The organism is Streptomyces sp. NPDC002680 (assembly GCF_042889145.1).
GTDB lineage: Bacteria > Actinomycetota > Actinomycetes > Streptomycetales > Streptomycetaceae > Streptomyces > Streptomyces adonidis.
Map to the genome: position 1 here is coordinate 484,906 of NZ_JBIAQP010000002.1, position 22,814 is coordinate 507,719.

General features: G+C 69.1%; 19 protein-coding genes. 6 read left to right on the plus strand and 13 right to left on the minus strand.

Annotation, left to right across the window (positions count from 1 at the left end):
• Positions 1 to 5: 5 nt before the first annotated feature.
• Positions 6 to 710: a helix-turn-helix domain-containing protein gene (locus tag ACFYXF_RS08750; protein WP_389348837.1), complete on the minus strand. Its 705-nt coding sequence runs from the start codon at positions 708 to 710 to the stop codon at positions 6 to 8.
• Between the two features lie 506 nt (positions 711 to 1,216).
• On the opposite strand from ACFYXF_RS08750, the gene ACFYXF_RS08755 reads away from it, so the two are divergent.
• The gene (locus ACFYXF_RS08755; RefSeq protein ID WP_389349012.1) at positions 1,217 to 1,654 is read left to right on the plus strand and encodes a PPOX class F420-dependent oxidoreductase; all 438 of its coding nucleotides are present in this window, start codon (positions 1,217 to 1,219) and stop codon (positions 1,652 to 1,654) included.
• A 54-nt stretch (positions 1,655 to 1,708) separates the two neighbouring features.
• Here ACFYXF_RS08755 and ACFYXF_RS08760 read toward each other — a convergent pair whose 3' ends face one another.
• The gene (locus tag ACFYXF_RS08760; protein ID WP_389348838.1) at positions 1,709 to 2,122 is read right to left on the minus strand and encodes an SH3 domain-containing protein; all 414 of its coding nucleotides are present in this window, start codon (positions 2,120 to 2,122) and stop codon (positions 1,709 to 1,711) included.
• 241 nt (positions 2,123 to 2,363) lie between these two features.
• Here ACFYXF_RS08760 and ACFYXF_RS08765 point away from each other — a divergent pair, with 241 nt between their 5' ends.
• Positions 2,364 to 3,125 carry a hypothetical protein gene (locus ACFYXF_RS08765; protein WP_389348839.1) on the plus strand — a complete coding sequence of 254 codons (762 nt, stop codon included), beginning with the start codon at positions 2,364 to 2,366 and terminating at the stop codon, positions 3,123 to 3,125.
• 306 nt (positions 3,126 to 3,431) lie between these two features.
• On the opposite strand, the gene ACFYXF_RS08770 is transcribed toward ACFYXF_RS08765, so the two are convergent.
• The 4 genes from ACFYXF_RS08770 to ACFYXF_RS08785 form a co-directional block, all read right to left on the minus strand.
• Positions 3,432 to 3,623 (minus strand): hypothetical protein, encoded by a 192-nt coding sequence (locus ACFYXF_RS08770; protein ID WP_330287699.1) that lies wholly within the window; start codon positions 3,621 to 3,623, stop codon positions 3,432 to 3,434.
• Positions 3,624 to 3,631: 8 nt separating this feature from the next.
• Positions 3,632 to 4,483, minus strand: coding sequence for a helix-turn-helix domain-containing protein (locus ACFYXF_RS08775; protein WP_389348840.1), 852 nt, complete (start codon positions 4,481 to 4,483; stop codon positions 3,632 to 3,634).
• A gap of 803 nt (positions 4,484 to 5,286) precedes the next feature.
• On the minus strand, positions 5,287 to 7,215 hold the full coding sequence (locus ACFYXF_RS08780; RefSeq protein WP_389348841.1) for a tetratricopeptide repeat protein: 1,929 nt from the start codon (positions 7,213 to 7,215) through the stop codon (positions 5,287 to 5,289).
• Positions 7,216 to 7,399: 184 nt separating this feature from the next.
• On the minus strand, positions 7,400 to 8,266 hold the full coding sequence (locus tag ACFYXF_RS08785) for a nucleosidase (protein ID WP_389348842.1): 867 nt from the start codon (positions 8,264 to 8,266) through the stop codon (positions 7,400 to 7,402).
• A 74-nt stretch (positions 8,267 to 8,340) separates the two neighbouring features.
• On the opposite strand from ACFYXF_RS08785, the gene ACFYXF_RS08790 reads away from it, so the two are divergent.
• Positions 8,341 to 10,458, plus strand: a complete 2,118-nt coding sequence (locus ACFYXF_RS08790) for a tetratricopeptide repeat protein (RefSeq protein ID WP_389348843.1) — start codon at positions 8,341 to 8,343, stop codon at positions 10,456 to 10,458.
• Between the two features lie 24 nt (positions 10,459 to 10,482).
• On the opposite strand, the gene ACFYXF_RS08795 is transcribed toward ACFYXF_RS08790, so the two are convergent.
• Genes ACFYXF_RS08795 through ACFYXF_RS08805 form a run of 3 tightly spaced genes read right to left on the minus strand, consistent with a single transcriptional unit; the run spans position 10,483 to position 13,593 of the window.
• Positions 10,483 to 11,316, minus strand: coding sequence for a carbohydrate ABC transporter permease (locus ACFYXF_RS08795; RefSeq protein ID WP_389348844.1), 834 nt, complete (start codon positions 11,314 to 11,316; stop codon positions 10,483 to 10,485).
• Position 11,317: 1 nt separating this feature from the next.
• Positions 11,318 to 12,196, minus strand: coding sequence for a carbohydrate ABC transporter permease (locus ACFYXF_RS08800; RefSeq protein WP_389348845.1), 879 nt, complete (start codon positions 12,194 to 12,196; stop codon positions 11,318 to 11,320).
• The gene (locus tag ACFYXF_RS08805) at positions 12,193 to 13,593 is read right to left on the minus strand and encodes an extracellular solute-binding protein (RefSeq protein WP_389348846.1); all 1,401 of its coding nucleotides are present in this window, start codon (positions 13,591 to 13,593) and stop codon (positions 12,193 to 12,195) included. Before ACFYXF_RS08805 ends, ACFYXF_RS08800 begins: the two co-directional genes overlap by 4 nt.
• An 84-nt stretch (positions 13,594 to 13,677) precedes the next feature.
• On the opposite strand from ACFYXF_RS08805, the gene ACFYXF_RS08810 reads away from it, so the two are divergent.
• Entirely contained in the window at positions 13,678 to 14,247 is a 570-nt protein-coding gene (locus ACFYXF_RS08810; RefSeq protein ID WP_389348847.1) for a hypothetical protein, read from the plus strand.
• A 17-nt stretch (positions 14,248 to 14,264) separates the two neighbouring features.
• Here the strand turns inward: ACFYXF_RS08810 and ACFYXF_RS08815 are convergent, their stop codons facing one another.
• Both ACFYXF_RS08815 and ACFYXF_RS08820 read right to left on the minus strand, forming a co-directional pair.
• Entirely contained in the window at positions 14,265 to 14,984 is a 720-nt protein-coding gene (locus ACFYXF_RS08815; RefSeq protein ID WP_389348848.1) for a response regulator, read from the minus strand.
• Positions 14,981 to 16,729, minus strand: coding sequence for an ATP-binding protein (locus ACFYXF_RS08820; RefSeq protein WP_389348849.1), 1,749 nt, complete (start codon positions 16,727 to 16,729; stop codon positions 14,981 to 14,983). Before ACFYXF_RS08820 ends, ACFYXF_RS08815 begins: the two co-directional genes overlap by 4 nt.
• 205 nt (positions 16,730 to 16,934) lie before the next feature.
• Between ACFYXF_RS08820 and ACFYXF_RS08825 the strand changes: the two genes are divergently transcribed.
• Positions 16,935 to 18,371, plus strand: coding sequence for a cation:dicarboxylate symporter family transporter (locus tag ACFYXF_RS08825; protein WP_389349013.1), 1,437 nt, complete (start codon positions 16,935 to 16,937; stop codon positions 18,369 to 18,371).
• A 695-nt stretch (positions 18,372 to 19,066) separates the two neighbouring features.
• Here the strand turns inward: ACFYXF_RS08825 and ACFYXF_RS08830 are convergent.
• Positions 19,067 to 19,684, minus strand: coding sequence for a TetR/AcrR family transcriptional regulator (locus ACFYXF_RS08830; RefSeq protein ID WP_389348850.1), 618 nt, complete (start codon positions 19,682 to 19,684; stop codon positions 19,067 to 19,069).
• A 143-nt stretch (positions 19,685 to 19,827) separates the two neighbouring features.
• Here ACFYXF_RS08830 and ACFYXF_RS08835 point away from each other — a divergent pair, with 143 nt between their 5' ends.
• On the plus strand, positions 19,828 to 21,513 hold the full coding sequence (locus tag ACFYXF_RS08835) for an MFS transporter (protein WP_389348851.1): 1,686 nt from the start codon (positions 19,828 to 19,830) through the stop codon (positions 21,511 to 21,513).
• 318 nt (positions 21,514 to 21,831) lie between these two features.
• Here ACFYXF_RS08835 and ACFYXF_RS08840 read toward each other — a convergent pair whose 3' ends face one another.
• Complete coding sequence (locus ACFYXF_RS08840; protein ID WP_389348852.1) at positions 21,832 to 22,797, minus strand: Lrp/AsnC family transcriptional regulator; 966 nt, start codon at positions 22,795 to 22,797, stop codon at positions 21,832 to 21,834.
• Positions 22,798 to 22,814 lie beyond the last annotated feature (17 nt).

The window sequence follows — 22,814 nt, forward strand, 5'->3', positions numbered from 1 at the left end:
GGTGCTTACGGGGGCGGGGTGTTGGTGTCGACTCTCGCCCAGAAGTGCTCCACGATCCGGTCGAGGAAGTCGCGTCCGGCGTGGCTCGCCTCGGTCGCCGCCGAGCCGTCCGACCAGGTCATGGTGGCGGCCATCTGCCCCTGGTAGTAGCGGTGCAGCTCCTGGAGGACGCCCTCCAGGAAGCGCCGGTTCAGCGGCACCATCTTGTTGACGGGGCGGACGTACGCCTGCCAGCGCGTCGTGACCGCGCTGCGCAGCAGGCCGGCGAGCTTGCCGTCGAGGCCGGTGAGGGTGAGGAAGTCGGCGAGCGAGAGTTCGAGCACCTCGGCGAGGATCGCGGACTGCCGCTCGGTGCCGCGCCACTCGCCGCTCTCCTCCATCCGTATGTAGACGAGGAGTTCAAGCCCGACGGCCTGGGCGACGTCCTCGGCGGTGAGGTTCCGTGCGGCGCGGTGCTCGCGCAAGGTGCGGGGGCGGCCGACGAGTTCACAGGGCGCGCACCACAACACGCCTGCGAGAGCGGTGAGTTCGCTGCTGCCGGGGGCCATTGTGCCTTGCTCCCAGGCGATCACGTGGTCGGGCGTGATGTACGGCAGCCCGTACGAGACACGCATCCCGTACGCGACGTGCTCGGGGCCCATTCCGAGGGCCATACGGAGTCTGCGGGCGGCGTGGGCGTCGAAGGGCGGGTTCGGTGGTGTCGGTGACATGGGCGGTGGCGGAACTGGGGGTCGGCGCACGCGCCACAAGCTAGGGCTACTGGGCGGCCGTGACTACGTTCTGTTCGGCCACAATTACGGATCGTAGGAAGCTACGGGGTTGGGGGTGGCCGGGGGTGCTCCCCGACTGGCCGAAGGATGTGGACAGGTGGCCGGGCAGGGGCTGTTCATGGGCGTCCGATCGTGCGAACGGCAAGGTGGTGGGGCATATGCGCGCTGGCTCGGTGGTTCGGGTGCGGGTGGTTGGGGTGGCTGACGGACTGGTGCTGTGAGCGGGTGTCGAAGGTGCGTGCGGGGTGGTTGGGGCTTGGTGGGGTGGGTGACTGGCGAGTAGTCGCGGCGCGATCTGTGCGGTGGGGGTGGCCTGTCGGTGCGGCCTGTTGGGGTTGGGCTCCTGACGTACCATCAGCGTTATTTCGCTTGGTGGTTGGGCTTCGGAGGGTGGTGGTCTTGTGAGTGGCAAGGCGGAGGAGGAGCAAGTGGCGAAGGCGGCGAAGGTGACGAAGATCGAGGGGCACATACGGGAGCGGCTGCTGGCCCCGAACTTCTGGCACCTCGCGACGGTCGGCGCCGACGGGATGCCGCAGGTGTCGCCGATGTGGGTCGACATCGAGGGCGACCACGTCATGGTCAACACGGCCATCGGCCGCGTGAAGGAGGAGAACCTCCGCGTCAATCCCAACGTCTCGCTCTCCCACCACGACCCCGAGAACCCGTACGACCGTGCGGAGATCCGGGGGCGCGTGGTGCGGTTCGTGGAGGGCGAGGAGGCGGAACGGTCCATGGACCGGCTCACGCAGAAGTACATCGGGGAGGAGCGGTATCCGTGGCTGCTGCCCGGGGAGCGGCGCGTGATGCTGCTGATCGAGGTGACGCGGGTGCGGCGGGTTGTGGGGGTGGAGCCGTTCCGGCCTGGGGTGTTGCCTGAGGTGTGAGGGGCGGGGGCAGGGGGAGGGGGAGGCCACGCCGGTCCGCGTCGTGCCGGCGTGTTAGGGCCCGTAGCACTGCGGGACGCCGGGCAGCCAGTTGTCCGGGTGCGAGATGAAGTAGCTCGCCATCCATCCGTAGAAGCCCCGGGTCCGGTTGTCCACGAAGACCCAGTACGGATTGCCGCCGACCGTCTCACCCCGCGTCTGGCACGTCACTTCGAGCTGGTCGCCCGGCTGTGCCTTGCCGACCACCTGTGGGCAGTTGCCGGGCGAGGGGAACTCGGGGCAGCGGAAACCCGGGGCCGGGTCCTGGCGGACGTTCACATCCGTCGCCCAGGTGGTGAACACCGGGCCTGCGGGCCGCTGTTCGGCAGCGGCCTGGGCGGGCGCGGCGCCCACCGTCATGGCGAGCGCGCACAGTACCGCCGCTGCGCCACCCAGTCGGGCGCCGCGCCTCGCTGACTTGTTCGACATGTCGTCCCCTTCGGACCGTTCGGACGCGTGCCCGCCTGAGGCTCGTGTCGGGCTCGTGTCGGGCTCGTGGTCGGTCAGGTGCGTTGCCCGCACCACTGGGTGGACGGGCGCGGACGCCGAGCCGTATGAGTGCGGGGCGAAGAGATATTTGCCGCCGGGGCGGTCATACGCCGAGGCGCCGGGTTCCGTCCGCAAGTTGGAGACGGATGCCACGCTGCGGGAACGTGGCTACTGTGCGCAGATGTCGTACCGACTTGATGCTGTCGTGGGTGAGTTCGACCGCTTGCGAAGCTGGGCCGAAGGGGTGCCCGGGGCGGTGGTCGCGCCGCTCAGGCAACGCATGGGGCTGCTGCCGCTTTCCACCGCGCTCTGCGGTGACCTGCCGCGAATACTTCGTGACCTCTCACAGAGCGGGCCGGTGGCCCATGTGAAGGCGGACTTCTGGGGCGGCGACGGGGATCAGGTCGCCGCTTTGTGGCGGGCCGGTGTGCGGGAATGGGGGCCAGTGCACGCCTCGGAGTTCAGCGGTCCGCGGGAGGACTGGCCGATCAACGCGGCGCTCGCCCGGCTCGGTGTGGCGTCGGCCGGCCCCGGCGCGCCGGACCATCGTGACCTGTTCGTGGAAGTGGGCCTCGGCCAAGGACGGGACGAGGAGGACTGGCGCCGGGCCGCGCTGGAGGCGGGCGACGCGGCCGACTACGACGAGTGGCACGCGAGAGAGCAGGGAAGGCGGGAGTCCGAGGAGCACGCCGCAGCCGAGCGAGCCGTCTTCGAGCGGCTGCCCGGTGTCCCGGTGCCCCTCAACGGCAAGGAGATCACCACCCTGCTCGGCATACCTCAAGGCCGGACGATAGGCGCGGCCATCCGCCACCTCCAGCAACTCCACATCGACCGGGGCCCCCAGTCCCGCGAGGAAGCCGAAACCGCACTGCGCGCCTGGGCGGCAGAGCAGGGCTTGGCCCCTGCCGCCGCGGGGCGGGCGGACACATGCTTCGGGGAATGAGGCATCAGCAGATCCTGGGCAAGCCGGCGGCTCGGGGAATGGTCCAGGCGATGAATGAGGGTGTGGCTCGGTGGACCGGCGAGCAGATGCCATACCGTGGCGGGGGCCTGCCCGACCCCGCCCGCCAAGTGGCGGCACTGGCCTCGCAGCACTCCGAGGCCCCACGCGGGGGCGATCCCCAGGCGGGCGGCGGCCTGGCGGCTTGGCGGCCTGTGGAGCTTGACCGACATCATCGGCTTGCCAGGGGCCACGGCGGCAGTCCTCGACGACGGCCGGGAGCAGCACCTCCAAATCTGCGGGCACGGCTTAGAGGAGGTGGTCTGCTTTGCCGGCCTTGATGTCCTGGATGAGGGTGCGGAGGGCGTCTCGGGTGTCGGTGAGGTAGGTGTCTTCTTGGCCTGCGATGGCTATGTAGGCGTTGTTGTGGGGGTCGGTGCCTATGCGGAAGCAGTTGGCGCCTTCTCCGCAGTAGGGCTCTTCCCAGGTGATGTCGGGCACGGGGTCTCCTAGAGGTCGTTGGCGAGGGTGCGGATGAAGTCCCGCGAGGGCGCGGGGGCGAGCGCGACGGCTTCGGCCGCGTCGAAGTGGGCTCGGTATTTGGCGAGTTGGGTCTCGGTGTCGATGAACTCCGGGCCGTGCGTGCTGTCGAGTTCCACGGTGTCGAGGCGGGGGACGGCCGACTCGGCGTAGACGACAGACTGTCCGGCGCCGGGGAAGCCGCCCGCCTTGAACGGGATCACGCGTATCGTCACGGCCTCGCGCTCGGAGGCGTACAGCAGGTGCTCCAACTGTCGCTTGGCGACGGAGGATCCGCCGAACTCCATGCGGAGGGCGGCCTCGTGGAGGATGACGTCGAGGGTCGGGGGTTCCGTAAGGTCGAGCACCTGCTGCCGGTCGACCCGGTGCGTCAGGCGCACGTCGACGTCGGGGGCGAGGAGGGGTGGGATCACCGCCTTGAACACGGCGCGGGCGTGGTCCTCGGTCTGGAGCAGGCCCGGCAGGTGCACGCTGACGGTGATGCGGAGCCGTGTGGCGTGCCACTCCATCTCGGCGATGTCTAGGAAGCCGTCGGGGAGTCGGCCCCGGTACTCCTCCCACCAGCCCTTCTCGCGGCTGGTGGCCATGGCGGCGAGTGCTTCCACGAACTCCGCGTCCGCGCAGCCGTAGTTGGCGGCGAGGGTGCGTACGCGGTCGGCGCTGATGCCGGAGCGGCCCGACTCCATGTTCGGCACGTTGGTGCGGGGGACGTTGAGCAGTTGGGCGGCGTACTCCGTCTTGATCCCGGCCGATGTGCGCATCCTGCGCAACTCCGCGCCCAACCGCCTCTGACGCTCCGTCGGCTTGTTCCTCGGCGGCATGCGCCCCTCCCCGTTCTGCTGTGTGACGGGGTCAGTCTGCCGCTGGGGTGCGTGCTTGGTCCACCTGGAACTTTGACGGTGAGTAGTACGTGTACTCCTATCTTGGGCTACGGTTGGTTATCAGTCGCTTACGACCCGGCATCACTCGGAAGCGCATCGCGTGAGCCTGCCCGCGTTCCTCCTTCCCTGGGAGGGGTGTGCTCGCGCCAGGGAGACAGGCCACTGGTCGGGTCTACGTCGGCTTCATCAAGTCCACTGTGCAGAAAGGGAGTTCACCATGTCCTCATCGCTCGCCGTCTCGGCCTGTCTCGTCTCGACCGACCTCACGAAGGTGGCGCCGCCGTCTCCGGACTCGCTTGTCTACGGCTTCACCCTGCCTGCCGAGGCGGTGAGTTCGCGGGTTGCCCGGGCCGCCACTCGGGTTGTCCTCCAGACGCATGGGCTGGAGGAGATGGCGGACGTTGCGGTGCAGGTGGTGGGGGAGTTGACGGCTTGTGCGTTTCGGTTCGGTGGGGATGGGCCGGTGTATCTGTCGTTGCGGTGGTGGGAGGGGGAGGTGCAGGTGGTGCTTTATGACGGGCATCGGCGGCATGTGCATCCCCGGCTGGCTGCGGCTTGCGATGAGCGACGGGGGGATGCGTTGCGGGTTTTGGGGTGCGTGGTGGAGGGGTGGGGTGGGGAGTGGGGGTTTGGGGAGGCTCGGGAGCCGGGAGGTGGGACTCGGATGTGGGCTGTGCTGCCTTGGGCGGAGGCGAGTGAATTTGCGCGAGTGGGGTGAGGTAAGGGGGGCCTGGAGCTGGTGGTTATTGCCGGGCTGCGGTGCCTGCTGCTTCTTCCGCGCGGGCTAGGGCTTTGGCTGCTTCCTCGGTGGCTCCGGCCTGGGTGTAGGCGTCGGCGGCCCGGAGCCAGGCATCGCGGGACTCGGCGGGGCGGCTGGCCACCTTGTAGGCGTGGGCCAGGTTGTGCAAGGTCACGCCCGCGCCGTACCAGTCCTCGAACTCCCGGCAGATCTCCACATCCCTGCCGTAAGCCTCGATCGCCTCCTCCATCCGGCCCGCCGCCCGCAAGGCACTGCCGAGGTTGTGCCACGCTCTACCCTCGCTGTGGCGGTCCTGGGCAGCCTGCAAGATGTCGAGGGCGCGTGTGTGGGCGTCGATCGCGTCCTCCACCCGGCCCGCCTTCTCCAGAGCGATGCCGAGGTTGTTCCACGCCGTGCCCTCGCTGTGGCGGTCCTGGGCAGCCTGCAAGATGTCGAGGGCGCGTGTGTGGGCGTCGATCGCGTCCTCCACCCGACCCGCCTCCCGCAAGGCGACGCCGAGTTTGGTCCACGACATGCCCTCGCTGTGGCGGTCCCCGGCCGCCTGGTCCAGGTCGAGGGCCCGAGTGTAGGCATCGATCGCCTCCTCCACCCGACCCACCTCCCGCAAGGCAGTTCCGAGGTCACCCAACGCCCCGGCCACACTCTTCGGGTTCCCGATGAGACGGGCACCCGCACAGGCAGCCACACCCACATTGACCCAGTCATCGAAATACCGCCGCCAGTGCAAATACTCCCCCAGACACGCGGCCAGCCTCACCGCAGTACTCGCAAACCGCTCCTCCACCGCCCACTGCACCGCCCCCACCAACCCCGCACGCTCACCGTCCAACCACACCAACGCCTCCCCCCGCCCCCCGAACAACCCCGGTACCGCATCCCCCGGCAGCCACCGCAACCAGTCATCGGCCGCATCCGCCCACCGCCAGAAGAACGCCAGCACCCGCTCCCGCGCCGCCACCCCCTCCTCCCTCAATCCTGCATCCCCAGCTACCACACGTGCTCCAAACACCCGCACCAAGTCATGCAACCGCCAACGCGGGACGGCACGGGGGTCGTCCCCACCAGGAACCGCTGTGACGAGATGAGTTGCTGCCAACTCTTCCAGCAAAGTCAGGGCGGAGTCCGTGTCGAGGTCCGCCAGCGCTGCCACCGCGTCCGTGCCGGTCTCCGGCGCCGGGGCGAGGGCGAGCAGGCGCAGCATGCGGGCCTGGTCGGCCGGGAGGCGGTGGTAGGAGGTCTCCAGGACCGGGCGGAGGGCGAGTGAGCGGCCGTACTGATCCGTACCGAGGTCGCCCCGGTCGAACGCGGTCGTGGCGTCCTCCGCTCCCTTGATCTCCGCCACCAGCGAGGCGATACCGCGATGGCGGCGCCGGCGCAGCATCGCCGCCGCGATCTGGAGGGCGAGGGGCAAGTGACAGCACAGGTCGGTCAGTTCACGCAGGGCGTCCGGCTCGCGGGTCGGACGGTCGTCGCGTTCGTCGGCGTCGTGCAGGGCACCGGTGATCAGCGCGGAGGACTCGGCCGGGGTCAGCGCTTCGAGGTCGATGAGGCGTACCCGAAGCCCGTCCGGACGGTTGCGGGAGGTGATCAGTACCCGGTGATGGTCCGAGGTAGGGAGCAGGGTCAGGAACTGGGCCGGATCCGAGACGTTGTCCAGGATCAGCAGCGTCCGTTGCTGCCGTTCGGCGAGGAGGGCGTGATAGGCGTCGTACTGGCGTGTTGCCGTCGGCGGCAGGTCCGAGCCTCGTACGCCGAGCGCGTCCAGCAGGGCTAGGACCGCCTGGTCCGCGGTGACCGGGTTGTCGTCGTAGCCGCGCAGGTCGACGAAGAGGGTGCCCCCAGGGAACAGGCCCTTCGAAACCACCCGGTGAGCGGCCTCCAGCGCCAGTGCTGTCTTCCCAATGCCGCCCATGCCCGTGACGGCGAAGATGAGGATCGGGCGCGCGCTCGTACCCTCCGGGGCGGGTTCGAGGTGAGGCAGTAGGCGGCCCAGATCTGCGACTCGTCCTGTGAAACCGGCAGGCCGGAGCGGCAGGGTCGCGGTCGCCACCGGGACCGGGCCGTGGGAATGGCCTACGCCGAGTCCAGGGTCCTGGTTACCTGCCGTCCTCGTCGCCGGGCCGGTGTCCGACGAACTTCGCGACGAAGGAGCCGTTGAACGTGCTCTGCCGGAAGTCGAAGTGGTCCCCTCCGTAGGTCTCGCCGCGAAAGGGACCCTCCCGGAGGTCGGTGGTCTGTTTCGGAGTCAGCTCTCGGAGTACGGCCACGGCAGCCGCCGCCGCATTCCCTGCGGCCCGGGGCTGCGAACCCGCCTTGTCCGCCTCGGACTTGTCCGGGTCGGCCTTGTCGCTGATGCCCCGGATGATCAACGCGCCGGCCTCACCGGCGAGTTGGACGGCGTTGGCGACGCCGGAACTCTCCATCTCGATGGCGGCGGCGTCGTTGTAGTGCTTGTGGATGTGCTGGGCGAGCTTGGACTTCCTGTCCGCGAGGAGTACGTCTCCGACGGCGATCGGCTTGAAGTACGCCTTGAAGTCTGACGTGTTACCCAAGGCTTCCCTGGCCGCCTGCTCCAGGCGGTGCGAAGCGTGCCAGGCCTCCGGGCGGACCAGAAAACCCTCGGGGGTCTCCTTGCCGCCATGGATCGAGTACACCTTCGTCGCGACCACGACATCACCGATCCCTATGTCGTCCTTGAGGCCGCCCGCGACACCGACGAGCAGTACGGCCTCGGGCTCCAGCCACGTCAGTACGCGCTCGGTGAGCGTCGCCGCCGTGAGTGTGCCTTCGCCCATGTTGACGAGGACCACCTGCCAAGGCGTGCCCGGGAGTTGGCCCAGCTTGGCCTTGGTTCCGTAGCGCGGGTGGGTGAGCGTCTCGACGTCCGTGAGGTGCTCCCGCACTGCGTCGTACTCCAGCGACAGCGCGGTGAGGACGGCAACGGTTCTCTTTGTCTCCGGCACCGTTCTACGGTACTTGGCGGGCGTACCGTTATGTCGCGCGATGTACGAAGGCGGCACGGGGGACGGGCGGCACGATGGCGACCGAGTACGACGGGGACCACATCGATCTGCGGGGTGCGAGCGTTGCGGGCTCGGTGACGGCCAAGGCCGTGTACCGCGAGCACGTGCCGGCGCCCCGTGCGCTGGACGCGCTGCCTGCACGGGCGGTCGGCTTCACCGGGCGGGAGGCTGAACTCCGGGAGTTGTTGGATGCGTTCGACCCGGCAGTGGCTGGGGGCGGATCCGAGGCCGTGGTCGTCGCGGCGGTCTCGGGGCTCGGCGGCATCGGCAAGACCGCACTTGCCGTACAGGCGGGGTACGAGGCATGTGGGTACGGCTGGTTCCCGGGAGGGGTGCTCTTCGTCGACCTGCATGGGTACGACGAGGAACCTGTTACGGGGGATCAGGCGCTGGAGGCGCTGCTGCGGGCGCTGGGTACGGAGCCGGAGCACATCCCGGCCGGGCCGGACGCGCGCGCAGTGCTCTACCGCTCGACCCTTGCCGACCGCGCTCGGGAGAAGGGGGCTGTGCTTGTCCTGGCCGACAATGCGTCTTCGCCCACCCAGGTACGGCCTCTGCTTCCCGGTGGTGACGCGGGACACCGGCTGCTGGTCACCTCCCGTGACCGACTGCCCCAACTGGGGGCACGGCTACTGGCGTTGGACGAGTTGACGCCTGCGGAGGCGTACGACCTGCTCGACCGTGCCTTGCGGACCGCTTCTCCTGCCGACAGCCGTGTCTCGGACAGTTCAGAGGAGGCCGCGCGCCTCGCCGCCCTCTGCGGACATCTGCCGCTGGCCCTCCAGATTGCGGCGGCGCTGCTGGTGGTGGACCGGGAGAAGCCGGTTGTCGAACTCACCGGCGAAATTGCCGACTCCCGCGACCTGCTCGGCAACCTCTATGACGGTGAGCGCAGCGTCCGCGCGGCCTTCGACCTGTCGTACAAGCGGCTACCGCCCGATCAGGCCCGTGTGTTGAGGCTGTTGGCACTCGCACCTGGGCCCGATGCGAGCGACGAGGTCGTTGCCGCTCTTGTCGGGATGGACTCTCCTCCGCACCAGGCACTGGAGGCCCTACTCCGCGCACATCTCGTTGAGCGGGGGCGGGAGAGCGGGCATCGACGGTGGCGGTTACATGACTTGGTGCGGGCATTTGGGGTCGGTGCGGTGGCGGCGGATACAGGGTTGGTGGAGGAAGGGGAGGCGGCACGGGCGAGGGTGCTGAACTTCTATCACGCGTTGGCCTATTCGGCCGATGCCTGGTTGCGGTGGTTGCCGGGGATGGCGCTGCCGGGGCAGTTCGGAGGGCGGGGCGAAGCGTTGGGGTGGCTGGATAGGGAGCGTGCAGGTCTGGTGGCGGCGGCTGGGTGGGGGGAGCGCGAGCGATTCGCGGACATGGCGATGCGGCTAGCGTCATGCCTGGCGGTTTACCTGGACTGGCGGCGGTTTTTCGATGACTGGGTTGCTGTAAGCCGGGCTGCGCTCGAGGCCGTCAGTCGCTCCGAGGACCGTACTGTCGCGGCCGTTGCCTGGAACAACCTCGGCATGGCTCTGCGAGGAGCTGGTCGGGTGGCGGAGGCGATCGAGGCGCACACTCACGCCCGCGACCTGCACCAGGCTGTCGGAAACCGTCACCGCGAGGTCATCGCTTGGAACAACCTTGGCGTCGCCCTGCGGGAGGCAGGTCGGGTGGCGGAGGCGATCGAGGCGCACACCCAGGCCCGTGACCTGTACCAGGCTACTGGGGACCGCTCAGGCGAGGCCATCGCGATGAATGGCCTTGGCGTCGCCCTGCGAAAGGCAGGTCGGGTGGCGGAGGCGATCGATGCCTACAGCCTGGCCCGAGACTTGTGCCAGGCTGTAGGGGACCGCCGCCGCGAGGCCATTGCGTGGAACAACCTCGGGTTCATCCTGGGGGAAGTGGACAGGGTAGCGGAGGCGGTCGAGGGGTTCGCCAGGGCGCTGGAGGGCTTCGAGGAGGTCGAGGATTGGTACTCGATGGGTCAAACCCTGTACAACCTCGCCCGCATCCACAAATCCGCCAACCGCCTCGTTGAGGCGCGCGCCTGCCTGCTCCAGGCTGCCGACGCCTACAGCAGGGCTGGCGACGCTGGCGAAGCCGTCCAAGCCCGCACCCGAGCCGAGCAGCAGTAATAGAAGCGGCTCCGCCCCCACCTTTTACCCCTTAACAGCCCCACCCAAAGCAAACCCCCCACCCACCCGCCGCGCCACCCCCACATACAACAAAATCACCGGCGTCGAGTAAATAACCGAAAACGCAGCCAACTGCCCATAGACAACCGTCCCCCGATTCCCGAAGAAATCATTGATGCTCACGCTCGCCGGCATCTGATCCGGTGTAAGCAGCAACATGAACGGGACGAAGAAGTTCCCCCACATCATCACGAACGAGAAGACCGTCACCACCGCCACCCCCGGACCCATCAGCGGCAGCACGATCCGCACCAACGACTGGAACGACGAAGCCCCGTCCGTCCAAGCCGCCTCCTCCAGTTCCTTCGGCACGCCATCCATGAAATTCTTCATCAGCCATACGGCGAACGGGAGTTGAGACGCCGCGAAGAAGAAGATCGTGCCTTGCATGGTGTCGATCAGGTTCACCCGTACGAACAGCGCGTACACCGGAACCATGATTGCCGTGATCGGCAGACACGTAGCGAACAGAATCGTCAGCAGGAACGGGCGATTGAAGCGTGACCGGAATCGCGACAACGGATACGCCGCCAGTGCCGCGCACACCACCGTCAGCAGTGTCCCGCCTCCGCACAGGATCAGGCTGTTGAGCAGCGGAGTGAATGTGACGTCCTCCGTCAGTACCGCGTCGAAGTTTCCGAACGTCAGGCCGTCCGGGATCCGTACCCTTAGATCCGCCCTCGGATCCAGTGCCGACAGCACGACCCACGCCAGCGGAAGCACGAAAGCCGCCGCGACCGCCAACAAGCCCGCATCCGCCGCCAACCGGCGGTTCGTGCGGCGTGACACTGACGTCATCTCATACCTCCGTCCGCAGCAGCCGCATATAAACCACCGAGAACAGCGAGCCGACCACCAGCAACAGCAGCGCCACCGCCGTGCCGTAGCCGATCATGCTCTTCTGGAAGGCCTGTTCGTACATGAACAGGGGCAGCGTCTGGCTTCTGTTCCCTGGGCCTCCCCTCGTCATCACCCAGATCAGGCCGAACACCGAAAGCGTCTGCAGCGTGTTCAGCATCAGGTTCGTGCCGATCGAGCGGCGGATCATCGGCAGCGTGATGTGCCACAGGCGGCGCCAGCCGTCCGCGCCGTCCACCTCCGCCGCCTCCGTGATCTCCTTCGGGATCTCGTTCAGCGCCGCCGAATACACCAGCATCGAGAACGCCGTACCCCGCCACACGTTCGCGAACGACACCGCCAGGATCGGCAGCGTGAACAGCCAGTTCTGGGACGGGAGATGGAGCCAGTCCAGGATCGCGTTCAGGGTGCCCTCTCTCCTGAAGAACGCGTACAGCAGGAAACCCGCCACCACCTCCGGCAGCACCCACGCCGTGATCACGATCCCGCCCACCAGCGTCCGTACCGGCTTCGACGCCCGTTGCATCAGTGCCGCCAGTGCCAGGCCCAGTGTGTTCTGGCCGATCAGGGAGGACAGGACCGTGAACACCAGCGTCAGCCAGACCGCGTTCAGGAACGCCTTGTCCTTGAACGCCGTCCGGAAGTTCTCGAAGCCCACGAACGACGACTCCGCCTGACCCGTCAACTGGAGGTCCGTGAACGCGATGTAGGCGCAGTACGCGATCGGGCCCGCGAGGAAGAGGAGGAGCAGGACCGCCGCCGGGGTGACCGGAAGTGCCCGAGTCAGTGTTCGAGGCAGGGAACGTCCTGCTGCCCTCACCGCTTCTCTACTACCTGGTCGCCCGTCGCCGACTTCAGCGCCTCGTCGTACGCGCTCGCCGCCTCCTCCACCGACGCGTCACCCGTCGTCACGCCCTCCATCGCCTCCTGGATGGCCGTCGAGACCTTCGGGTACGCCGGATACGCCGGGCGGTAGTGCGTGCTCGCCACCAGGTCCGTGAAGAACTTGATGCCGGGTTGGGCGTCGACGTAGGCGGGGTCGGCCGCCACGTCCTCCCGTACCGCTATGCCCGAGTTGGCCACGTACCACTTCTGGGCGTTCGCCTTCGTCTGCATCGTCTTGATGAACTCGAAGGCCAGGTCCGGGTTGGCCGCCTTCGACGGGATCGCCCAGGTCCAGCCGCCCGACATGCTCACCTTGCCCGGCGCCTGGCCGGTCTGCGTCGGCATCGCCGCCAGGCCCAGCTTCGTCGACCACTCCGGCCATTCGTGACCGCTGCCCGGCAGCCAGTCCTGCGGGAGCCAGGAGCCGTCGAGGTTGATGCCCAGCTTGCCCTGGGGGAGCCACTCGCCCCGGACACGGGTCGCGACGTTGGGGTCGAGGGCATCCGACACGTCCGGGCCCAGCTTCTCCTCGTACACCGTCTCGACGAAGGTCAGGGCGTCCTTGAAGGCCTGGCTCCCGGCGATCCACTTCTTCGACGAGCTGTCGTACAGGGGGTCCGCACCGCCCTCGCTCCCCGTGCCGTACAGCAGCATCTCGAAGCCCTGCATCGTCGCCGCCTCGCCCGCCGGCTTGCCCGTGTAGACGTTCAGGGGGATGACGTCCGGCACCTTCTCCTTGATCGTGCGGGCCGCCGACAGGACCTCCTCCCATGTCTTTGGCTGCCATGCCTCAGGCAGGCCCGCCTTCTTGAAGATCGCCTTGTCGAACCACAACCCCCTCGTGTCCGTGCCGTCCGGGACTCCGTACGTCTTGCCGTCCTCCGCCTTGGCCGCCGTCTTCGCCGTGTCGATGAACTGGTTCCAGTCCGGCCACTTCGCGAGGTAGGAGTCGAGCGGCTTCAAGTACCCGCTGGTGATGTCCGAGTTGATGAGGAACGTGTCCTCGTAGACCAGGTCGGGGGCCGTCTTGGGGGAGCGGAGCATCTGCTGGACCTTGGTGTAGTACTCCGAGTCCGGGGCCTTGATCGGGACCAGCTCCGCCTTCTTGCCGGGGTTGGCCTTCTCGAACTGCTTCTTGATGTCCGCGAGATACGTGTCCATCACCTTGATGGAGTTGTCCGTCGACTGCTTGAAGGAGATCCTCACCGTGTCCGGATCGCTGCCCGAGCCTCCGCCGCAGGCCGTCAGGGAACCGGCGGCGAGGGTGAGGGTGGCGGCAACGAGCAGGGATAATGGGGTAGTTGTGCGGGCTGCGGTGGGGCGCACGAGCACGACCTCCTACTGGCCTGAACGCCTGTATGGCCTGTATGGCTGCTCGGTGAACGTAAGCCCGCGTGGCCATGGGAAGGAAGAACCGTGCCGGAATCACCGGAGTCGCCGTCATCACCGGGAACAGGCGTCACCCTCGGGCAGCTTCTGCTCGCCGAGTACACGGTCCTCAAGGACGAGCAGAAGACCCGCATCGGCTTCCGGGACAACCTTCTCTACGTCACCCTCACCGTCGTCGCCGCCGTCCTCGCGGCCACCGCACAGGCCGGGCAGCCCGTCATGCTGCTCGCCCTCCCACCCGTGTGCGTCGTCCTCGGGTGGACCTATCTCATCAACGACCAGAAGATCTCCGCGATCGGTACGTATGTGAGGGAGGAGTTGGGGCCCCGGCTTGGACTGCTTGCTCAACTCACCTCGGAACAGAGCGCCTTCGGCTGGGAGTCCGCCCATCGCTCCGACACCTGGCGCCGCTCCCGCAAGGCTGTCCAACTCGCCGTGGATCTGCTCGCCTTCTGCGTCGTTCCGCTTGCCGGGCTCACCGTCTACTGGGGCGCCGGCGACATCAGCGCCGGACTCCTTGTGCTCTCCGTCGTCGAGGCAGTCGGTGTCGCCGGGCTCGCCGCCCAAGTCGTGGCCTACGCCCGCCCCAACTCCTGAGCCCCTCCTCCTCTTTACTACTGCTGCCCCCGCACCCACCGGTACTGCAACTCCGGCCGCCCCACCTGCCCGTACTGCGGGGCCCGCGCCGCCCGCCCCGCGTCCACCAGGTGTTCCAGGTAACGCCGGGCCGTGATGCGCGAGATGCCGACCTCCTCGGCGACCCCCGCCGCGGTGAGCCCTTCCGCGCTGGCCCGGAGGGTGACCGTGACCCGTTCCAGGGTGGGGGCGCTCAGGCCCTTGGGGAGGGCGGCGGGGCCCGGTGCGCGCAGGCTCGCCAGGGCGCGGTCGACCTCGTCCTGGCCGCTCGCCTCGCCCGCCGCCGCGTGGTACTCGGCGTACCGGACCAGCCGGTCCCGCAGGGTCGCGAAGGTGAAGGGCTTGAGTACGTACTGGACGACGCCCAGCGACACCCCCTCCCGCACCACCGCCAGGTCCCGCGCCGACGTCACCGCGATGACGTCCGCGTGGTAGCCGGCCGCCCGGAGCGAGCGGGCCAGTTGCAGTCCGTGCCCGTCCGGCAGGTGCAGGTCGAGGAGGAGCAGGTCGACCGGCGTACGGTCCAGCGCGCGCCGGGCCTCCGCGCCCGTGTGCGCCTTGCCGACGGCCGTGAACCCGGGCACCCTGCCCACGTACATGACGTGCGCGTCGGCGGCGACCGGGTCGTCCTCCACGACGAGAACGCGGATCGGGTCGGTCGTCGTATCTCTGTGCTTCGTGTCTCTGGGGTCGGTCATACGTCCCCTCCAGGCAAGGCGGGCTCGGCGGGCTCGGCGAGTGCGGGTCCGGGTCCGGTCGGTTCGGCGGGCCGATCGGGTCGGGCGGGCCCACTGGACCTGGCCGCCCCGGCGGCCCCCGTCGGCGCCGCAACCTTAGGCAACGGCAGCCGCACCTCGAACTCCGCCCCTCCTCCCGCCGCCTCCGACACCGTCAGCGTCCCCTCGTGCCGGGCCACCGCCTGTCGTACGAGTGCCAGACCCAGACCCCGTCCGCCCGGTCCCGCCGGCTTGGTGGTGAAGCCCCGCTGGAAGACCGCCTCCGTGTGCGCCGGGTCGACGCCCGCGCCCGTGTCGGAGACGCGCAGCACCAGCAGGGAGTCCTCCGTGAGGGCCGTCACCGTCACCCGGGATGCGCCCGTACCTCCCTGTGCCGCGTCCACCGCGTTGTCGATGAGGTTGCCCAGGATGGTGACCAGGTCGCGGGACGGCAGGGTGTCGGGGAGGAGGCCGTCGTCGAGGCTGCTGTCCTCCGACACCACCAGCTCCACGCCCCGCTCGTTCGCCTGTGCCGTCTTGCCGAGCAGCAGGGCGGCCAGGACCGGCTCGCTGACCGCCGCGACCACCTGGTCGGTGAGCGCCTGGGCCAGTTCCAGTTCGGCGGTCGCGAAGTCCACGGCCTCCTCCGCCCGGTCCAGCTCGATCAGCGACACGACCGTGTGGAGCCGGTTCGCCGCCTCGTGCGCCTGCGAGCGCAGCGCCTGTGTGAAGCCGCGTTCGGAGTCCAACTCGCCCATCAGGGACTGGAGTTCCGTCACGTCGCGCAGCGTCACCACCGTCCCTCTGCGCTCGCCGCTCGACACGGGAGACGTGTTGACCACCAGCACCCGGTCGGCCGTCAGATGCACCTCGTCGACGCGCGGCTCGGCCGACAGCAGCGCGCCCGTCAGCGGCGCGGGCAGCCCCAGCTCGGCCACGGACCGGCCGACGACCTCCCCCTCGTCCTCGTCCGGGACGCCCAGCAGCTCCCGGCCGCCGTCGTTCATCAGCGCCACCCTGTACTGCCCGTCCAGCATCAGCAGCCCCTCGCGTACGGCGTGCAGGGCGGCCTGGTGGTAGTCGTGCATACGGCTCAGCTCGGCCGCGTTCATCCCGTGCGTATGGCGACGCAGCCGCGCGTTGATGACGTACGTGCCCACCGCGCCCAGCGCCAGCGCGCCCGCCGCGACCCCGAACAGCGCCGTGACCTGGTCCTGGACCCGGGCGCTTATCTCCTCGACCCGGATGCCCGCACTGACCAGCCCGACGATCCGGTCGCCGTCGTGGATCGGGGTGACCGCGCGGACGGACGGGCCGAGCGTGCCGGAGAAGGTCTCCGTGAACGACTCGCCGCGCAGCGCGCGCTCCCGGTGCCCGAGGAAGCGCTGACCGATCTGGTCCGGGTCGGGGTGGGTCCAGCGGATGCCCCCGGGGTTCATGATCGTGATGAAGTCGACGTCCGTGTCGCGCTGCACCTGGAGGGCGTACGGCTGGAGGAGCTTCGTCGGCTCGGGGGCGGTGCGGATCGCCTCGCGCACCGAGGGGGCGTCCGCGACCGAACGGGCGACGGCCATCGCCTGGCGGCCCGCCGCGTCCTCGGCCTGGCTGCGGTCACTGACGTACGTGAACAGCGCACATCCGGCCACCACGACCGCTATCAGCACGGCCTGCATCGCGAACAGCTGGGCGGCCAGACTGCGGGGTCCGGGGACGCGGGGGAAGTGCATGGTGTCAGTCTGCCTCTCCTTATAAGTGTGAACTAAATGAACGGAAGGGTGACCGCCCTCACAAGCCGTTAGATAGTCACCGCATCGCAGGGACGCGATTCACGGGTCTTGGCCCGTTTTCGGTCGCCGCCCGCGACCCCGAAGCACCACCGCATCCCCAGCACAACTTTCTCCCCATCTCCCGGACGTGAGCCGCACGCCGGTGATGCCGACGACGACGTCAAGGAGGGCAGCCGTGGCCACCTCATCCTCAACGGCACCTGCCGCACCCGCCGCGAAGCGGGACCGTACCCACTACCTCTACATCGCGGTCATCGCCGCGGTGGCCGCCGGTATCGCCGTGGGTCTGATCGCCCCCGACTTCGCCGTGGAGCTGAAGCCGATCGGAACCGGCTTCGTCAACCTGATCAAGATGATGATCTCGCCGATCATCTTCTGCACGATCGTGCTCGGCATCGGTTCGGTACGGAAGGCCGCGAAGGTCGGCAAGGTGGGCGGCATCGCGCTCGGCTACTTCGTGCTCATGTCGTTCGTCGCGCTGGGCATCGGCCTGGTCGTCGGCAACATCATCGAGCCGGGCACCGGCCTCGCGCTGACCGACGCCGTCAAGGAGACCGGCCAGGCGCAGGTCTCGGCCGAGGCCAAGGACACCACCGAGTTCCTCCTCGGGATCATCCCGACCACGTTCGTCTCCGCCTTCACCGGCGGCGAGGTGCTCCAGACGCTGCTCATCGCGCTGCTCGCCGGGTTCGCGATCCAGGCCATGGGTTCGACCGGTGCGCCGATCCTGCGCGGTGTCGAGCACATCCAGCGGCTCGTCTTCCGCATCCTCGGCATGGTCATGTGGGCCGCGCCCGTCGGTGCGTTCGGTGCCATGGCCGCGGTGACCGGGTCCGCCGGTGTCGACGCGCTCAAGCAGCTCGCCGTCCTGATGCTGTCCTTCTACCTCACCTGTTTCCTCTTCGTCTTCCTCGTGCTCGGCGCGCTGCTGAAGATCTTCACGGGCCTCAACGTCCTCTCGCTCTTCAAGTACCTGGGCCGCGAGTTCCTGCTGATCCTCTCCACCTCGTCCTCCGAGTCGGCGCTGCCGCGCCTCATCGCGAAGATGGAGCACCTGGGCGTCAGCAAGCCGGTCGTCGGCATCACCGTCCCGACCGGCTACTCGTTCAACCTCGACGGCACCATGATCTACATGACCATGGCGTCCCTGTTCATCGCCGACGCCATGGGTACGCCGATGTCGGTCGGTGAGCAAATCCCGCTGCTGCTCTTCCTGCTCGTCGCCTCGAAGGGCGCGGCGGGTGTCACCGGCGCCGGTCTCGCGACCCTGGCCGGCGGCCTCCAGTCGCACAAGCCCGCCCTGGTGGACGGTCTCGGCCTGATCGTCGGCATCGACCGCTTCATGAGCGAGGCCCGCGCCCTCACGAACTTCGCGGGCAACGCGGTCGCCACGGTCCTGATCGGCACCTGGACGAATGAGATCGACAAGGAGCGCGTCGCGGAGGTCCTCGCGGGCCGGCACCCGTTCGACGAGAAGACACTCATCGACGAGCACGACGGCTTCCACCCGGAGGACGACACGGACTCCGCCTCCGCGGACATCCCCGAGCAGGGCGGCGAGAAGGAACTGGCGAAGGCCTGACCTCCGGGTCTGGCCTCCGGGTCTGGCCTCCGGGTCTGGCCTCCGGGTCCGGTCTGCGGGTCTGGCCTCCAGCTCCGGTCTGCGGGCCTGACCTGCGGGTCTGGTCTGCGGGTCCGGCGTCCGGGTCCGGTCTGCGGGTCCGGCCTTCGGATCCGACCTCCGGGCCTGCCCCCCCGGATCCGCCCTCCGGGTCCGAACCCCAGGACCGTCCCGCCCATCGGCTCCGGGCGGCTGAGATTCTCCCCCGTCTCTCAGCCGCCCGGTCGGCGGACCCGACCGGTGGCGGCACGGACGCCGTTCCGCTCGTCGCCGCCCGGAACACCAGGGCGGCGGGCCACTGGGACCGCGGCTCGGCCGACGACTGATCGTCGACCGCCCGGAACCGATCGGCAACTGATCGAAGGCAGCCCGCGCACCAGTACGTACGCGCGCTGCTCCGGGGCACCGGTCCCGGGTCGGCACGGCATCGCGGCCGACCAGGCTGTGATCGCCGAGATCGCCGAGAACGACGACATACCCGCAAACCATCTCCGAGCGGCTGGACACTCCCCGTAGTCCGGCCGCCCGGCCTCGGGCACCCGGCAGGTCCGCCGGAGTCCCGAGAAACACCGAGCGGCCAGGCACTCCCCCGAAGCCTGGCCGCTCGGCCATTCCTGTCTCCGGTACCGGTACCGGTACGGCGGACGACCGCCGTCTCAGTCGCTCAGCTCCGCCACCAGCGCGGTGGCCCGGGCGGCGGGTACGCCCGCGGTCGTCAGCAGGGTGACCGCAGCGGAGCGGCCCGCCTCCTCCGGCGCCAGAAGCCCGTCGTTCACCGCCTCCATCAGCGCGAACAGCATCTGCTCATGCACGTACGCCAGTGCCGGCGCCGGCAGCGGTGAGCTGAACGAGCCCTCCTCCAGGCCCTGCCGGAGCACCTCGACACAGGCCGCGCGGACCGGGGTGAACCGGTCGCGAATGCCCTGCACGGTGACGCTCCGCTGGGCGAGCCCGACGAGTATCCGGTAGCGGTCGGCGACCTGCCAGATGGCGAGCGTGGTCCGGGCGACGCACTCCGCCGGATCCTCCGCACCCGCGCGCCCCTCGGCGTGCGCCGCGGCCACCGCCTCGACCGCGCCGTCGAGCAGCGTGCTGATCAGCGCCTCCCGGCTCGGGAAATGCCCGTACACGGTCCGTCGTACGACACCTGCGGCGCGCGCGATCTGGTCCATCGAGGCGTCGGGGTCGCGCAACAGCTCGGCGAGGGCGACGTCGAGTATGCGGTGGCGGTTGGCGTCGGCGCGGCTGCTGGTGCCCGTGGTCATGGCTGACATTGTGCCTCCCTCTCTCCTCATTTGCACAGCACTGTGCAGCGGAGTAGATTGCACATCGTTGTGCAACTGCACGTCAGTGTGCAAAACGATCAGCGGCAAACCAGTCAAACCAGTGAGGAAGGCGACCCGTAGCCATGCGATCCATGCGACTCGGACGACTCGTCCGTACGGAACCCGTCGAGAGGATGGACCGCCCCTACGCCCGGCGCTGGTGGGCGCTCCTGGTCCTCTGCCTCAGCCTGCTGATGATCGTGATGGCGAACACCGCCCTCACCGTCGCCGCGCCCGACATGACCCAGGACCTGGGCCTGTCCAGTGCCGACCTCCAGTGGGTCATAGACGGTTACACCGTCCCGTACGCGGCCCTGATGCTGCTGCTCGGCGCGATCGGCGACAAGTACAGCCGGCGCGGGGCGCTCGTGCTCGGCCTTGTCGTCTTCGGGGGAGGGGCGATCGCCGGGTCGCTGGTCGACAGCGGCACCGGAGTCATCGTGGCCCGTGCCGTGATGGGCGTCGGCGCCGCGCTGATCATGCCCGCGACGCTCTCCCTCCTCGCCGCGACCTTCCCGCGCGCCGAACGCGCCAAGGCGATCACCCTGTGGACCGCCACCGCCGGACTCGCCATCGCGGCCGGTCCGCTGGTCGCGGGCGCGCTGCTGGAGAACCACGGCTGGGCGTCGACCTTCCTGATCAACGTGCCGATCGTCGTGCTCGCGATCATCGGCGCCTTCGTCCTCGTACCGCCGTCCAAGGCAGGCCACCAGGACCGGATCGACTACGTCGGCGGGCTGCTGTCGGTGGTGTGGATCGCCGCGCTCGTGTACATGATCATCGAGGGGCCGCACTTCGGGTGGGGCGTCAAGGCGATCACGGCGGCGGTGACGGCGGGGCTCGGCCTGGTCCTCTTCGTGCTCTGGGAGCTGCGCCACCCGCGCCCGGTCCTCGACGTACGCCGCTTCACCCAGCGCCGGTTCGCGGGCTCGAACCTCGCGGTCGCTCTCTTCTTCCTGGCGGTCTTCGGCGCGTTCTACTACCTCACGCAGCACCTCCAGTTCGTCCTCGGCTACGACGCCCTGGACACCGGCCTGCGCATGCTGCCCCTCGCGGGCGCGGTCTTCGTCGGCTCGGCGCTCACCGGGTACCTCACCCCGCGCGTCGGCATGAAGATCACGGTCACGGCGGGCATGGTCGGCGGTACGGCGGCCCTCGCCCTGCTCTCGCACGTGGACTCCGGTTCGTCGTACGGGGATTTCGTCGCCCCTCTTGTCATCCTCGGCCTCGCGATCGGCCTCGCCCTGTCCCCGTGCACGGACGCGATCATGGGGGTGTTCCCCGAGTCCCAGCTGGGCGTCGGTGGCGCGGTGAACGACACCTCGCTGGAACTGGGCGGCTCGCTTGGGATCGCGGTCCTCGGTTCACTGCTCTCCACCTCGTACGCCTCTCATCTGACCGATGCGACGGCCGGCAGCAAGCTGTCTGCGAGCGCACTTGACCAGGCGCAGGATTCGGTTGGCGCGGGTTACCAGGTGGCCCAGGTGATCGGCGAGCAGGCTCAGGAGCTTGCGGCGCGGGCGGCGAGCGCGGGGACGCCCGAACAGGCGGCCGCGTTGAAGACGCAGGCCGCCCAACTCGCCCAGGGGGCGCGTCAGATGGCCGACGCGGTCGGCTCGTCCTTCTCGGACGCGGTGGCCCATACGAGTCTGATCGGGGCGGTGATTCTGGGGGTGGGGACGGTGTTGGTCGCTTTCCTGCTGCCGGGGAAGGGGCGGCCGGAGGCGGCGGAAGGGGAGGTGCCCGAGGGGGCGGAGCTGGTGGGCGCGGGGCGGTGAGGCGAGGGTTGGGTTTCTTTCGCCCCCGCCGCCCCTACCCGTTCCCATCCCTGGGGGCTGCGCCCCCAGACCCCCCTTTCGGCCTGAACGGCCTCGTCCTCAAACGCCGGACGGGCTAAAAGATCAAGCCCCGTCCGGCGTTCGGGGACAACCGTGCTCAGCCCACCCCTTTCCCCCGCCCCTCCCGCATTTCAGCGCCAGCCAGCACCCTCCAGCCCGTCCGGCGTTTGAGGACGAGCGCGTTCAGCGCGAAAGGGGGGTCTGGGGGCGCAGCCCCCAGAAGGATGGGACGGGTAGGGGCGGCGGGGGCGAAGAAATTCAGGGGCGGCGGGTCAACGGGCCTGCCGCCTTGACCGTGCGTAGCACCGGTGCCGTCTCCAGCGTGTGGATGCCGGGAAGCAAGGAAAGGCGCCGCGTCAGATACGTATGCAGCGCCGCCGGATCCGCACACACCGCCTGAGCCACCAGATTCGTCCCCCCGGTCGTCGCCGCGACGAACGCCAACTCCCCATGCTCGGCAAGCGCACGCGCCACGCGATCCAACTCCGCCGGCGCCACCGACATCCACAACAGCGCCTGCGAAGTCGCCCCCAGCACACTGTCGTTCAGGTCGATGTCGAAGAACAGTGCGCCGGAGGACCGGAGTTCCGTCAGCCGCCGGGCAACAGTCGTCGGCGACCAGCCGGTGGCGGTCGCCAGTGAGGCGAGGCTCGCCCGGCCGTCGTGCGCGAGCGCGTCGAGGAGGGTGCGGTCGGCTTCGGTCAGTGGACTGGACGGCGCCGACTCGGGCTCCTCCGGACGCAGTTGACGTACCTGATCCTCCGTCAGTACGTTCGTCCGCCCACCCCAGGTCGTCGGCCCGCCGACATACGTGTGCAGCAGACTGTGGGCTGACACCGACGTGATCCCGGCGGTGCGCGGGATGTCGTGGAGCAGGAGGGCGTGGCCGTCCGACACGTCCAGCGGAGTTCGCACCACGGCCAGGATCTCCGTACCGCCCGACGCCAGCCGTACCCACGAGGTGTCCGACCGGTGGGCCAGTGCGCGGGCCAGGTCCTGCGCGCTGTGCGGCACCGCCGTCAGCCGCAGCAGCCACTGGACCTGCCCCGCGTGCCCCGGCGAGGCCAGCCCGACCACCCGCAGGCCGGCCTCGCCGCGCAGCCGACGGTAGCGCCGGGCGGCCGTCTGCGCGGAGACCCCGAGCACGGCACCGATACGGGCGAAGGGGGCCCGCCCGTCGATGTGCAGGGCGTGCACCAGGCCCCGGTCGATCGCGTCGAGCATGGATGAAATCCTTGTGC